The following is a 14,123-nucleotide window of genomic DNA, read 5'->3' on the forward strand; positions in this document are numbered from 1 at the left end:
ACATGAGCACGTGACGCCCGCCATTATCTGGCGACCTTCTGTTTCTCACGCAATATGCGTTGAATATCACGTTGTGCATCTCGCTTCGCCGCAGCTTCACGCTTGTCATATTGCTTCTTCCCTCGGCCTAAGCCGATCAGCAGCTTCGCATAACCATTACGAACATAAATCTTCAGCGGAACAATAGTGTATCCTTCCGTCTTCGTCTGTCCCAATAGCTTGTGAATCTGCACACGGTGCAATAATAGCTTACGCGCACGCGTCGGATCAGTCGGATTAAATCGATTCCCTTGCTCAAATGGGCTAATGTGCATGTTATGAATGAAAATCTCGCCATTCCGAATGGTTGCGAACGCATCGCCAATATTCGCTCGTCCCAACCGCAAGGATTTAATCTCAGTTCCCGTTAACACAAGACCCGCCTCATACGTGTCCTCGATGAAATAGTCATGGGAAGCTTTTTTGTTCTGGGCCAGCACTTTACCATCATTTTTCTTACCCATGAAAATCACTCCTCTCGGCTCGTTGCCGCACGATCTAGTAGGGTTCTATTGTATCAGAGTTCAGCCCTCTAACGCAAGTTAAACCCGCACCAGCACTGTGATTCCACTCCATCATCCACCTTCGTGCAACGTGCTATTTTTTATCCTTCTCCAGCAATTCAAGAATAACCTTCAGCTCGTTCGACGTATCCAGATAAGCATATCGCCCGCCTGTATATTCTCCCTTTTGCACGAGGGATATTCCCCGCTGTTCGAACAGCTTTACTCGTTCCCCCATATTTTCCACCATAAAAGCAATATGATGGACCCCTTCGCCATGTGCATCTAGATGATCACGCCACGTACTCGAATGGCCGTCAGGCTCAATCAGTTCCACCTGTACCTGTCCAAAATTCAGAAAAGCTAACTTGGCACGTGCCTCACTCGGATTGCCCTTATATTCACATTGGGTTTGCTCCATCGGATCCGTCAAGAACCACTTTGGCTTCTCAATGCCGAAGATCTTTGCATAGGCTTGCGAGGTTGCCTCAATATCATGAACCACAAGACCGATTTGTACGATCACTTGATTGGTGATTAAAGAGTTGTCCATCCCTACACCATCCTTATTATGAGATTCCACTTCTATCCTATCACGACCGCAGCAAAAGAGCCTGCAAAACCTTTGCAGACTCTCGAACTTCTCTATTTCTTCTTCTTCCGAACGAACGATGCTGTTGAATTCTTATTCTTCCCGCGTTTCCGCGATGCACCGCTGCTGCCTTCACCTACAAAAATACCGCTCTCGGACGTATTCTTACGCCGTGTATCTTTATGCTCAACATCTATTCCTTGACCATTGGCCGGTTCGATTGGAGCACCATAGCCGCCTTTTCCTGAGCCAAATCCGAACTTTTTCCCAGACGAGGCAGGTGCGCTCGGAGCATCGGAACGTTTCGGTCGACTGTCGGTCTTCTGGAACTTACCAAATTTACCGCCGCCTTTATTGCCTTGCTCCGGCTTACCAGGCTTGCTGAGTCCACCTGATTTACCAGATTTGCTTGGTTTACCTGGTGATTTGCCACCGCCGCCACTCGACTTACCGCCGCGATCATTTTTGCCGCGTGAGCCAAAACCGCCTTGGCCGAAACCGCGTCCCTTGCCGCCACGTCCGCGATCACCGAAACCGTCGACGAAATTCACCTGATTTCCGCGCGGCTTCATATCGACCATTTCAAAATCAATCGTATGATCGTCCATATTCACACGAGCTACGCGAATCTTGACTTCATCCCCAATACGATAGATCTTGGACGTACGCTCTCCAATCAGAGCCATATGCTGCTCATGGAAATGGTAGTAGTCGTCGGTCATATCGCTCAAGCGGATTAAGCCTTCAACCGTATTATCCAACTCGATGAAAATACCGAAGCTGGTCACGCTGCTCACCATGCCTTCGAATTCCTCACCGACTTTATCAAGCATAAATTCAGCTTTCTTCAGCTGTTCGGTATCGCGCTCTGCATCCACAGCTACCCGTTCCCGTTCCGAGGAATGCTGAGCAATTTCCTTCATTCGAGACGTTAAGTACTCGTGACGTTCTTCTGTAAGGGCTCCGCCATTCTCTGCAACCTCCCGAATAATCCGGTGGATCACAAGATCTGGGTAACGACGAATTGGAGACGTAAAGTGCGAATAGTATTCGGCTGCCAAGCCAAAATGCCCGAGGCTCTCCGAATCATATTTCGCCTGCTTCATGGAGCGCAGCATCATGGTACTAATCACCGTCTGCTCCTTGGTGCCTTGAATCTCTTCCAATAACGTCTGTAATGCACGCGGGTGAACAGTATTGCCTTTGCCACGTACGACATAGCCGAAATTCGCAGCGAACTGTGTGAAATTAAGCAGCTTCTCCGAATCCGGGTCTTCATGGATCCGATATAAGAACGGTACGCGCAACCAATGGAAATGTTCAGCCACCGTCTCGTTCGCCGCAAGCATGAATTCTTCAATAATCATTTCTGCAATAGAGCGCTCGCGTTTAATAATATCGACGGGCTTGCCATTCTCATCCACAATCACTTTGGACTCTTGAAAGTCAAAATCAATCGCGCCGCGATGCATCCGATTTTTCCGCAGCCTTGTAGCAAGCTCTTGCATCAAGTGGAAATCATCTACTAAATCTTTGTAGCGCTCCATCAAATCCGGATTTTCTTCCGGTTCCGTCAAGATTTTGCGTACATTGGTGTAGGTCATGCGTTCCTTGGTCTTAATCACACTGGTGAAAATATCGTGGTTCACGACCTTCATGTGATTGTCGAACTCCATCTCACAAGAAAGCGTCAACCGATCTACCTGCGGGTTAAGACTGCATATCCCGTTGGATAATCGATGCGGCAGCATTGGGATGACCCGATCTACCAAATATACGCTGCAGCCGCGTGCATACGCTTCTTGGTCCAGATTCGAACGCTCACGAACGTAATACCCCACATCCGCAATATGAACGCCAAGCTTGTAATTCCCATTCGGAAGACGCTCCACATTCACCGCATCATCCAAATCCTTCGCGTCTTCGCCATCGATCGTTACAATCCGTTGCCCGCGTAAGTCTCTGCGTCCCTGCTCGAGAATCTCAGCATCCGTAATGGAATCCGGCGCGGATTCCGCTTCTTCCATCACTTCCTCCGGAAATGCCTCAGGCAACTGGTGCTTACGAATGATCGAGAGGATATCCACCCCAGGATCGTCCTTGTGACCGAGAATTTCGATAACTTCGCCTTCAGCCGCAGCGCGGCCTTCTGGATAGCTAACAATCTGTACGACAACCTTCTGCCCTGTTACAGCGCCTTGAAAAGCATCTTTCGGAATAAAAATATCTCTGTTAATCCGTTTATCATCTGGAATGACGAAGCCGTAGGTCTCCAGATTCTGAAATACCCCTACCACACGGGTAACCGCTCGACTAACAATTCGCGCGACTTCCCCTTCTAACTTCCCGCCAGCCGATCCTTTGGAAGTGACGCGCACAAGGACAATATCCCCGTTCATCGCGCTCTTCAAATCATTGGCATGGATATACACATCCGGATGATCTTTATCATCGGGAATCAGGAATGCGAATCCTTTCGCATGCGCCTGCAGCCGTCCTCTTAAAAGATTCATTCGCTCGGGAATCCCATACCGTTCCGAACGGGTGCGAATGATCTTGCCTTCATGTTCCATTTGGTTTAATAATTTCAGGAAAGCTTTAAATTCCTGTGCATCGTCAATCTGAAAATGCTGTTCCATTTCCTGATACGTCATCGGCTTATAAGCCGTTTCTCGCATAAAATCCAACAGATCTTGTTCTGTTATCACCGAATCACCTCGAATCAAATCCAACTCATGTTGCACATATGTACTTCATCTTAATAAGCAAATCTATACTCAGTATACACGAAATATAGCTTATACATCCGTATTCCCCAAAAACAGTGGTTCCGCCACGCAAAATGAGAAAAACCTCTATCGAGGCCCATTCAAAGATGAGCGACCGCGTCTAGAGGTAGTTTTTATCGCCAAACAGAATTTTTCAGTTTAGATACATCAAAACTTTTATAAATTATATTGTGGTAAAAAAACAGCGGAAGATTCGCTCTCCCGCTGTCTGAACTCTCATGTAAGTAAGTTATGCTGTTTTAACCAAATAAGCTACGACCATGGCAAGCACGAAGAATCCTACAGCCAATGCGATCGTTAAACGTTGCAAGAACAAATCCAAGCCACGTGCTTTTTGCTTACCGAAAAGGTGTTCCGCTCCCCCGGAGATGGCACCCGATAGTCCCGCGCTCTTCCCTTTTTGTAGAAGTACGACAGCGATCAAGCCTAGCGAAAAAATAACAAGCAAAATTGTGAATAAAGTTTCCATAGTTCCACCTCCTAAAGAATTGCGTTGCAAACCTCTTCCGTAAATGAAATTCATTAACCACTCATGAGATTATAATTCATTATAAAAAAACAGTATTCTTATTGTATCATTAACTATTGAAAATTACAAGATAAGAACCCAAAGTCGATTATACAGGATAACCGTAAAAAGGAATTGGAGCCTTAGTGGTTCCAATCCCTTTTCTATATGAACAGCAATTATTTTTTCAAGTTGTAGAATGCTTTGATGCCGCCGTATTGAGCCAAGTCAGCCAATTCGTCTTCGATGCGAAGCAATTGGTTGTATTTCGCTACACGGTCTGTACGGGAAGGAGCACCTGTTTTGATTTGGCCCGCATTTGTCGCAACCGCGATGTCAGCGATTGTGCTATCTTCGGATTCACCAGAACGGTGAGAGATAACTGCTGTGTAACCAGCGCGTTTCGCCATTTCGATTGCATCGAAAGTTTCAGTAAGCGTACCGATTTGGTTAACTTTAACCAAGATGGAGTTACCGATTCCTTTTTCGATACCTGTAGCAAGACGCTCTGTGTTCGTAACGAACAAGTCGTCACCAACCAATTGAACTTTGTTGCCCAATTTCTCAGTAAGCAATTTCCAACCTTCCCAATCGTCTTCAGACATACCGTCTTCGATTGTGATGATTGGGTATTTGTCAACCCAAGAAGCAAGAAGGTCAACATACTCAGCGGATGTGTAAGATTTACCTTCACCTGCAAGTGTGTATTTACCGTCTTTGTAGAACTCTGTGGAAGCAACGTCCATACCCAAGAATACGTCTACGCCTGGTTTGTAACCAGCTTTTTCGATCGCTTCGATGATTGTTGTGATTGCTTCTTCGTTGGAAGACAAGTTCGGAGCGAAACCACCCTCATCGCCTACAGCTGTGTTTAAGCCTTTTGCTTGCAATACAGCTTTCAAGTTGTGGAAGATTTCAGCGCCTGTACGAAGAGCTTCTTTGAAGCTTGGAGCGCCTACAGGAAGAACCATGAACTCTTGAACGTCAATGTTGTTGTCTGCATGCTCACCACCGTTGATGATGTTCATCATTGGTACTGGAAGAGTTTTCGCATTGAATCCGCCTAGGTATACGTATAGAGGGATATCCAAAGCTTCAGCAGCTGCGCGAGCTACGGCCATGGATACAGCAAGAATTGCGTTAGCACCCAATTTACCTTTGTTCGGTGTTCCGTCCAATTGGATCATCGCTTTGTCGATTCCTACTTGGTCCAAAGCGTCCATGCCAATGATTTCAGGAGCGATTGTTTCGTTTACGTTCTCAACTGCTTTTAGAACGCCTTTACCCATGTAACGGGATTTGTCGCCATCACGAAGCTCAACAGCTTCATGAGCGCCTGTGGAAGCACCTGAAGGTACGATTGCGCGGCCTTTAGCGCCGGATTCAAGATATACTTCTACTTCAACAGTTGGGTTACCGCGGGAGTCCAAGACTTCGCGTGCGTATACGTCAGAAATAATTGTCATAATGTTCTTATCTCCTTTTAATGTCGTATTCAAAGTCAGCTTTTGATCACGAAGCTAGCTAGGAATACGTTGATTATTTTAATTTATTTGTTGATCAGGGAGTTCCCTGTCATTTCTTGGGATTTGTTCAATTGCATCAAGTCAAGAATCGTAGGAGCTACGTCCGCTAGAATCCCGCCTTCACGCAATGTCACGCCCGCTTTGGTTACGATACAAGGAACCGGGTTCGTTGTATGTGCTGTATGAGGACGACCGTTCTCATCGATCTCTGTCTCAGCGTTACCATGATCGGCAATGATGATCGCTTGACCGCCTTTTGCAAGGACAGCCTCGATCACAAGACCTAAGCACTCATCTGTTGCTTCAACCGCTTTGATGGTCGGCTCAAGCTTACCGGAGTGACCTACCATGTCCGGGTTCGCAAAGTTCAAGATAATACAATCTTGGCGCTCAGCTTCGATTTCTTTAACCGCTGCGGCTGCCACTTCATGCGCGCTCATCTCTGGCTGAAGGTCGTACGTTGCGACTTTCGGCGAAGGAATAAGAATACGCGTTTCACCTGGCAATTCCTTGTCACGTCCACCACTGAAGAAGAACGTTACGTGAGGATATTTTTCCGTTTCTGCGATACGAAGTTGTTTCTTGTTGTTCTGAACCAGAACTTCACCTAACGTATTGTCCAGGTTCTTCGGCTTGTATGCCACGAATCCATCTACGGATTCACTGAACATCGTGAGACAGACATAATACAAGTTCTTCGGCGCTTTGTCTCCACGATCGAATCCTTGGAAATCTGCGTTCGTGAACACTTGGGATAACTGAATCGCACGGTCAGGACGGAAGTTCAAGAAGATAACTGCATCTTCGGACTCTATCAAACCAACCGGTTGTTCCTGCTCATCCACGATAACCGTAGGCATTACGAACTCGTCAAACACGGATTTTTCGTAGGATTCAACAATCGCTTTTAACGGGTCTTGGTATTTAGGGCCTTCGCCATATACCATCGCGCGGTAGGATTTCTCCGTACGCTCCCAACGTTTGTCACGGTCCATCGCATAGTAGCGACCTTGAACCGTAGCGATTTTACCTACACCAATTTTCTGAATTTTCGCGATTAAATCCTCCATATAGCCTTTTGCGCTATCCGGAGAAACGTCGCGTCCGTCTAAGAAACCATGAATGTAGACTTGATCCAATTCTTCTTTTTTGCAAAGCTCTAACATCGCATACAAATGCGCGATATGACTGTGCACGCCGCCGTCGGACAGCAATGCATACAGATGAAGTTTCTTGTTATTGTTCTTCGCATGGCGAACCGCGCCTATAAGCGTTTCGTTATCGAAGAATTCCCCGTCACGAATCGACTTGGAGATCCGAGTAAGATCTTGATAAACGATACGGCCTGCGCCGATGTTCAAGTGACCTACTTCAGAGTTCCCCATTTGACCTTCTGGCAAGCCTACAGCTTCACCAGATGCCGTCAATGTGGTGTGCGGGAATGTATTCCAGTAACGGTCGAAGTTCGGTTTCTTCGCTTGAGCAACGGCGTTGCCCACGAGATCATTCTTCAATCCGAAGCCGTCTAGAATAATTAGTGCTACAGGTTTCGGTGCTGTCATTTACTTCGCCCCCTCAACCAATGCAATATAAGAAGCCGGCTGCAAGCTTGCACCGCCAACCAAAGCGCCATCGATGTCGCTTTGTCCCATGTACTCACGTACATTTTCCGGTTTCACGCTGCCGCCGTATTGGATACGAACCGCATTCGCTACTTGCTCCCCATATAATCCTTTCACAAGTTCACGAATGTAGCTGATAACTTCATTTGCATCTTCAGATGTTGAAGATTTACCTGTTCCGATCGCCCAAATTGGCTCGTAAGCAATAACAACTTGCGCTGCTTGCTCAGCAGATAGTCCTTGGAAAGCCGCTTCCGTCTGCACTTTGCATACGTCTTTCGTTTGGCCTGCTTCACGTTCTTCCAATTTCTCGCCTACGCATACAATCGGAGTTAAGCCATGTTTAAATGCTGCATGCATTTTTTTGTTCACGATCTCATCTGATTCAGCAAAATAAGCACGACGCTCGGAGTGTCCTAGAATGACGTATTCAACGCCAAGATCTTTCAACATGATGCCGCTGATTTCGCCTGTAAATGCGCCATTATCTTCGAAATGCATGTTTTGTGCACCGATTTTGATGGAAGTACCTTTTACCGCTTCAACAAGTGCTGGCAAGTTCGTGAATGGTGCGCAAATAACGCTTTCCACGCCCGCAACTTCTGCTTTCCCTTTTACTTCTTGAACGAAAGCAGTTGCCTCACTTACGGTTTTGAACATTTTCCAGTTCCCTGCAATAATTGGAGTTCTACTCAAGATTTTCACGTCCTTTTCTTTCTTGCTTAGCGAAAATGAGGTTTGAACTAAGCCTTAAGCCATTCCGCGAATGGAGAGAAATAAGATTGCCTGAATACGAGTTTTGGCTTTAAACCCCAACCTTAAAAAGTTAAATCAAGGGGTTTAAAACAAGATGTCTGAGATGAAGAGGGCAACTTATTTTTCGCAATGAGCGGCATGGCTTACAGCTTTGTCAAACAACATTGAGCTTTTTTACTTATCGTTTAGAGCTTCAACACCTGGAAGTTTTTTACCTTCCATGAACTCAAGAGATGCACCGCCGCCTGTCGAGATATGGTCCATTTTGTCTGCCAAATGGAATTTCTCAGCCGCTGCCGCAGAGTCACCGCCACCAATTACGGTGTAAGCTGCTGTATCTGCGCAAGCTTGGGCAACCGCACGTGTACCATGGGAGAATGGCTCGATTTCGAACACGCCCATTGGTCCGTTCCATACAACCAATTTGGAGTTCTTGATCACGTCTGCGTAAAGTTCGCGTGTTTTAGGTCCGATATCAATACCTTCCCAATCCGCTGGGATGCCGTCGATATCTACGATTTTCGTATTCGCGTTTGCACTGAAATCATCACTAACCACGATATCCACTGGAAGCAAGAAGTTTTTGCCAAGTTGTTTAGCTTTCTCGATAAATCCGAGAGCTGTTTCCAATTTCTCGTTATCGCAGAGCGATTGTCCGATTTCATGGCCTTGTGCTTTGAAGAATGTATAAGCCAAACCGCCGCCGATCAATACGTTGTCTGCAATTTCTAGCATTTTGCTGATGACATCGATTTTATCTTTAACTTTTGATCCACCGATAATCGCTGTGAATGGACGTTCTGGGTTAAGTAACGCTTTACCCAATACGTTCAATTCTTTCTCCATAAGAAGTCCGGAAACCGCTGGTAAGTATTGTGCAATACCTGCTGTTGAAGCATGTGCACGGTGAGCTGCGCCGAACGCGTCATTGACGAACAAATCTGCAAGGGATGCAAATTCTTTAGCCAATTCCGGATCGTTTTTCTCTTCGCCTGCATAGAAACGAACATTTTCAAGCAACAATACGTCGCCATCTTTCATCGCAGCGATTTGTGCTTTTACCGCATCGCCAATCGCTTCGTCCGCTTTTACTACAGGTTTGCCCAACAATTCACCAAGACGAACTGCAGCAGGCGTCAAACGCATCGAATCAACGAACTGACCTTTCGGGCGACCCATGTGGCTCGCTAGAATGACCTTTGCTCCGTTTTCGATTAAGTATTTAATCGTTGGTAGGGTTTCGCGAATACGTGTATCATCTGTAATTTTACCATCTTCTAATGGAACATTAAAATCCACGCGGACAAATACGCGTTTGCCAGTTACTTCTACGTCACGTACACTCTTTTTGTTCATCCGATTGTTCCTCCAAACATGAATTTAATTTAAGTTTTAAGGAAATGCACCTACATTGTTAAAGAGCGGAAACAAATAAATCTGTTTCCGCTCTATAGATCGTGCTGAAACTGCCATTATTTCGTAGCAAGTTTAGCGAAGTATTCCAACGTACGAATTAATTGTGCTGTGTAAGACATTTCGTTGTCATACCAAGCAACTGTTTTAACCAATTGTTTGTCGCCAACTGTTAATACTTTTGTTTGTGTTGCATCGAACAACGATCCGAAAGTCATACCTTTGATGTCGGAAGATACGATTTCATCTTCTGTGTAACCATAAGTTGCAGGATCAGAAGCAGCTTTCATTGCAGCATTAACTTCGTCAGTTGTTACTTTTTTGTCAAGAACAGTTACCAACTCAGTCAAAGAACCAGTTGCTACTGGAACACGTTGAGCTGCACCGTCTAGTTTACCTTGAAGTTCAGGGATAACTAGACCGATTGCTTTTGCTGCACCTGTTGTGTTAGGGATGATGTTCTCAGCAGCTGCACGAGCGCGACGGAAGTCACCTTTTGCATGCGGAGCATCAAGTGTATTTTGGTCACCTGTGTAAGCGTGGATTGTAGTCATTAAACCTTCAATGATTCCGAATTTGTCTTGCAATACTTTTGCCATTGGAGCTAGGCAGTTCGTTGTGCAAGATGCGCCGGAGATAACTGTTTCCGTACCATCAAGGATTTCATGGTTTACGTTGTATACGATTGTTTTCATGTCGCCAGTTGCTGGAGCGGAGATAACAACTTTTTTAGCGCCTGCTTTGATGTGTTTCTCAGCAGCTTCTTTAGTAGTGAAGAATCCAGTACATTCAAGAACGATGTCTACACCAAGCTCGCCCCATGGCAATTCTTCAGGGTTACGGTTAGCAAGAACTTTAACGTCTTTACCGTTAACTTTGAAGAAACCTTCGTGTACTTCAACGTTTCCTTGGAATTGACCTTGTGTTGTATCATATTTCAACAAATGTGCTAACATTTTTGCGTCTGTTAAGTCATTGATTGCTACGACTTCGATACCTTCCACAGCTTGAATACGGCGGAAAGCAAGGCGTCCAATACGTCCAAATCCATTAATACCAACTTTAACCATTGATGATTCCTCCTAGATATTGTTTTTATATACGCAAGACTCACCTAATGGCTCGTCAAGACAACGATAATTAATGTACTTCTGTTTGTTCTTCTGCATCCAGAATCTTCACGATCACATTCGCGGCACCTTCATCGATAATCAAGACGGTTTCTCGACCGAATTTCAATACCGAGTGAACGGCCTCTCCTTTACTAGCCCCACCAGCAATAGCAATAACCACTTGCATCTGTTGGATTTCTTCGAGGCGTAAGCCGAGTGAGAGCATCTTGTGTACAACATTCCCATTTCGGTCAAAATAATACCCAAATGCCTCTGCTAATGCTCCGTCTTGTCGAAGGGAATCAACCGTTTGTTGATCCACCCGTCTTCGCTTCGCCATCGCAAATGCGTCACCTATTCCATGAACGACAATCCGCGCTCTACGAATGAACTCAACAATCTCATGGATGTTCGGTTCTTGCATTAAAGACTGATAAGCTTCATCGCTCAGTAAATCTGGGACATGCAGTAATCGATATTGCGCTCCTACACGTTTAGCCATCATCGAAGCAATCGTGTTCGCTTGATATTCCAAGCTCTCACCTAATCCTCCGCGCGCCGGTACGAACCAATTGGTCTTCATCGGCGACATGGATGTCATCTGTTCTGCCATCTGAGCTAGTGTAGAACCGCCTGTTACAGCGACTACATCATCTTTACCCATCACTTTGCGAAGCACTTTACAGGCTGCTAAGCCTAAATCTCGCTTCGTCATCGGCGAAACATCGGAATCCCCAGGAACGATCAGCACTTGCTGCAGACCAAAATGCTCCCGGATGCGTTCCTCCATATTCGTGAGACCGAACAGCTCTTTGACAATCGATTCTAAGTCCTCTACTAGCTTCTCTCCAGCTGAACTTAGCCGCATGCCCGCGCTCTCGCTCTCAATGAGTCCCTGTTCTTTAAACAAATCCGTCTCAGCTCGCAAAACTCGCTCTGTCATTCCTAAGGAAGTTGCTAACGTTCTGCGACCGACTAACTCAGATAGCTTAATCTGATGAAGGATGTTATATCTCTTTTTTAATATTTCCATGAGATCAGGCAGAAGTTGCTTTTGTATCTCTAATATTTTCCGCATTTCTTCTCCACTCCTGCAACTTGGTTGGCCCGAAAACGTCCCACGTAAACCTTTTTAGTCCCACCCCTATTTTAACCCTTTCTATAGCGGTTTGCAAGAGCCCCACATTGTAGAATTGTCATGTTTTCTGAAAGTTATGCATTTGCCTACGTCAAATAGATCGTTTCAATAATAAGACTTGCTTTTTCTCGATATTTCACATATAATTCTCTTTGCTATCACTTTTGCGCCCGTGGTCCAATGGATATGACGTAGGCCTCCGGAGCCTGAGATCTAGGTTCGATTCCTAGCGGGCGCGCCATCATACTTACTCCTAATCAGCGAAGGCTGATTTTTTTATTTTCTTGGTTTGACTATCTTTGACTTTTGAATTTAATTGGAGTATTATTTGTGTTGTGAGGAAGATATCACTTCGAAATGATTTGAGTAGAGGAGGATTTTCTGTGGGTTACATTCCAATGGTCGTGGAACAAACAAACCGCGGCGAACGTTCGTATGACATTTATTCAAGATTGTTAAAGGATCGTATTATTTTCCTGGGTACGCAAGTGAACGATGTGGTTGCCAATTCGATCATTGCACAATTGCTGTTCCTTGCAGCTGAAGATCCGGATAAAGACATATCGCTATACATTAACAGCCCTGGCGGCTCCATTACAGCAGGCATGGCGATTTATGATACGATGCAATTCATTAAACCTGATGTTTCAACGATTTGTGTAGGTATGGCGGCGTCAATGGGTGCCTTCTTGCTTACCGCTGGTGCGAAAGGCAAACGTCTTGCCTTGCCGAACAGTGAAGTCATGATTCACCAACCGCTTGGCGGCGCAGAAGGTCAAGCGAGCGATATCGAGATTCGTGCGAAACGGATTATTAAGATGCGCGATCATTTGAACCGTATCTTATCCGAGCGCAGCGGTCAGCCGCTTTCCAAGGTCGAGCAAGATACCGATCGTGACTATTTCATGAGCGCGTATGAAGCGGCTGAATATGGTCTGATTGACAAAGTCATCGAGAAACTCTAATTTTCTTATGCGTCACTGCATACAAAAACCCCCTTGCTTATCGCAAGAGGGTTTTTTACATTCTGATTAAAATGGTAATTTGTCATGAAGATCAGGCAACAACGTGCTGAACGGCATATAGAACTCTGGGAAGCCTACCGCATATGGCGTATACTCATAGACGCCGAAGTAGACGACAACACCGTCATCCTTCACATAGAAGGACGGTTCCTCCCTAATCCCGTTAAACTCAACATCCGGCATTAACAAAGGTTTAATCTCCTGCTTAATCTTCGCATTAATCATTTCTTTGTAGTTCGGATTCGACGCTAAGAGATCGTCTAGTTTGTACACTTTGCCTGTCTCCAGATTGATTGTATACGACCATTGTCCAGGCATCCCATGTGCGCCGCCCGTATATTCATTGCTCCATAATATGACGCTAATGACATGATTCGTATTGTATTTGATATCATAGTTCGATGTATATTCATATTGGAATCCTACATCATTGTAAGCCCCTTTAGATGCTTCTTTGGCATTGGCCACATAGGACTTCGCTTCTTTCTCGAATAACGAGTTGATTTGCTCTTGAATTCCAGCATCCTTCAATCCGCTAAGCTGCGGATACTGCACCGTGATTGTCGCGTCCTTGGTGCTCTCATCGATCTTTTGATTCAACCAGGTCACATCATTCTCCTGAATCTTCGTCAAATCCACGGTTTTGGTCTTTCCATTCCATGCCGCACGATAGCCCAGGTTATCGGTGATGAAACGTAATGCCACGTAATTATTCCCATTCATATTCACTCGCTCATAGCTATCCCATAAATCATGACCATTTACGTTCGCAGCAACAAACTCTTCTTCCAGTTTCAATACGATTTTTTTATCGCCTGGATGAATCGTAACGGTCTTAAGTGCCGGATTGTGATCCATTTCGAGATTTAAATCTTTTGATAACAAGTGGAGTGGCACCAAGGTACTCCCGTCTTTCACAATTCCTTTGCTGATTAAAGGTTTGCCATCTAGCGTGAGTTGGATGGATGAAGCAAGCTTCGTATCCTGTTGTTGTGTTGCTATCGTTGCCGCATAAGATGTATGAGGCAATACTGTGAAGCAGCCGACCAATAGTGCAAGTAATCTTAACCAGTTTTTCAAGGGAACGCCTCCTTTTCTTG

General features: G+C 45.4%; 12 protein-coding genes and 1 tRNA gene. 2 read left to right on the forward strand and 11 right to left on the reverse strand.

Features of this window, described 5'->3' with window-relative positions:
• Positions 1 to 23 precede the first annotated feature (23 nt).
• From smpB to BVG16_RS19130, 10 genes are all read right to left on the reverse strand, one after another.
• Entirely contained in the window at positions 24 to 503 is a 480-nt protein-coding gene (gene smpB / locus BVG16_RS19085; RefSeq protein WP_078500585.1) for an SsrA-binding protein SmpB, read from the reverse strand.
• Between the two features lie 133 nt (positions 504 to 636).
• Positions 637 to 1,095, reverse strand: coding sequence for a VOC family protein (locus tag BVG16_RS19090; RefSeq protein WP_078500586.1), 459 nt, complete (start codon positions 1,093 to 1,095; stop codon positions 637 to 639).
• Between the two features lie 92 nt (positions 1,096 to 1,187).
• The gene (rnr, locus tag BVG16_RS19095; RefSeq protein ID WP_078500690.1) at positions 1,188 to 3,842 is read right to left on the reverse strand and encodes a ribonuclease R; all 2,655 of its coding nucleotides are present in this window, start codon (positions 3,840 to 3,842) and stop codon (positions 1,188 to 1,190) included.
• A gap of 310 nt (positions 3,843 to 4,152) precedes the next feature.
• Entirely contained in the window at positions 4,153 to 4,392 is a 240-nt protein-coding gene (gene secG, locus BVG16_RS19100; RefSeq protein WP_078500588.1) for a preprotein translocase subunit SecG, read from the reverse strand.
• Between the two features lie 218 nt (positions 4,393 to 4,610).
• On the reverse strand, positions 4,611 to 5,897 hold the full coding sequence (gene eno, locus BVG16_RS19105) for a phosphopyruvate hydratase (RefSeq protein WP_078500589.1): 1,287 nt from the start codon (positions 5,895 to 5,897) through the stop codon (positions 4,611 to 4,613).
• Between the two features lie 83 nt (positions 5,898 to 5,980).
• Positions 5,981 to 7,519 (reverse strand): 2,3-bisphosphoglycerate-independent phosphoglycerate mutase, encoded by a 1,539-nt coding sequence (gpmI, locus tag BVG16_RS19110; protein ID WP_078500591.1) that lies wholly within the window; start codon positions 7,517 to 7,519, stop codon positions 5,981 to 5,983.
• Positions 7,520 to 8,275: a triose-phosphate isomerase gene (gene tpiA / locus BVG16_RS19115; RefSeq protein WP_078500691.1), complete on the reverse strand. Its 756-nt coding sequence runs from the start codon at positions 8,273 to 8,275 to the stop codon at positions 7,520 to 7,522. It lies immediately after the preceding gene.
• Positions 8,276 to 8,509: 234 nt separating this feature from the next.
• Positions 8,510 to 9,691, reverse strand: coding sequence for a phosphoglycerate kinase (locus tag BVG16_RS19120; RefSeq protein ID WP_078500593.1), 1,182 nt, complete (start codon positions 9,689 to 9,691; stop codon positions 8,510 to 8,512).
• A gap of 116 nt (positions 9,692 to 9,807) precedes the next feature.
• On the reverse strand, positions 9,808 to 10,818 hold the full coding sequence (gene gap / locus BVG16_RS19125) for a type I glyceraldehyde-3-phosphate dehydrogenase (RefSeq protein WP_078500595.1): 1,011 nt from the start codon (positions 10,816 to 10,818) through the stop codon (positions 9,808 to 9,810).
• Positions 10,819 to 10,888: 70 nt separating this feature from the next.
• Complete coding sequence (locus tag BVG16_RS19130; protein WP_078500597.1) at positions 10,889 to 11,938, reverse strand: sugar-binding transcriptional regulator; 1,050 nt, start codon at positions 11,936 to 11,938, stop codon at positions 10,889 to 10,891.
• 226 nt (positions 11,939 to 12,164) lie between these two features.
• Here BVG16_RS19130 and BVG16_RS19135 point away from each other — a divergent pair.
• Both BVG16_RS19135 and clpP read left to right on the forward strand, forming a co-directional pair.
• Positions 12,165 to 12,239: transfer RNA gene (locus tag BVG16_RS19135), tRNA-Arg, on the forward strand.
• A gap of 142 nt (positions 12,240 to 12,381) precedes the next feature.
• Complete coding sequence (gene clpP / locus BVG16_RS19140) at positions 12,382 to 12,963, forward strand: ATP-dependent Clp endopeptidase proteolytic subunit ClpP (protein WP_078500599.1); 582 nt, start codon at positions 12,382 to 12,384, stop codon at positions 12,961 to 12,963.
• A 66-nt stretch (positions 12,964 to 13,029) separates the two neighbouring features.
• Here the strand turns inward: clpP and BVG16_RS19145 are convergent, their stop codons facing one another.
• Positions 13,030 to 14,103: a PdaC/SigV domain-containing protein gene (locus BVG16_RS19145; RefSeq protein WP_078500601.1), complete on the reverse strand. Its 1,074-nt coding sequence runs from the start codon at positions 14,101 to 14,103 to the stop codon at positions 13,030 to 13,032.
• Positions 14,104 to 14,123 lie beyond the last annotated feature (20 nt).

The organism is Paenibacillus selenitireducens (assembly GCF_002021565.1).
Lineage (GTDB): Bacteria > Bacillota > Bacilli > Paenibacillales > Paenibacillaceae > Paenibacillus_K > Paenibacillus_K selenitireducens.

Coding starts and splice junctions, on each gene's coding strand:
- gpmI (WP_078500591.1), bottom strand. CDS start 7,519: ATGACAGCACCGAAACCTGTAGCACTAATTATTCTAGACGGCTTCGGA.
- BVG16_RS19120 (WP_078500593.1), bottom strand. CDS start 9,691: ATGAACAAAAAGAGTGTACGTGACGTAGAAGTAACTGGCAAACGCGTA.
- smpB (WP_078500585.1), bottom strand. CDS start 503: ATGGGTAAGAAAAATGATGGTAAAGTGCTGGCCCAGAACAAAAAAGCT.
- gap (WP_078500595.1), bottom strand. CDS start 10,818: ATGGTTAAAGTTGGTATTAATGGATTTGGACGTATTGGACGCCTTGCT.
- secG (WP_078500588.1), bottom strand. CDS start 4,392: ATGGAAACTTTATTCACAATTTTGCTTGTTATTTTTTCGCTAGGCTTG.
- eno (WP_078500589.1), bottom strand. CDS start 5,897: ATGACAATTATTTCTGACGTATACGCACGCGAAGTCTTGGACTCCCGC.
- BVG16_RS19090 (WP_078500586.1), bottom strand. CDS start 1,095: ATGGACAACTCTTTAATCACCAATCAAGTGATCGTACAAATCGGTCTT.
- BVG16_RS19130 (WP_078500597.1), bottom strand. CDS start 11,938: ATGCGGAAAATATTAGAGATACAAAAGCAACTTCTGCCTGATCTCATG.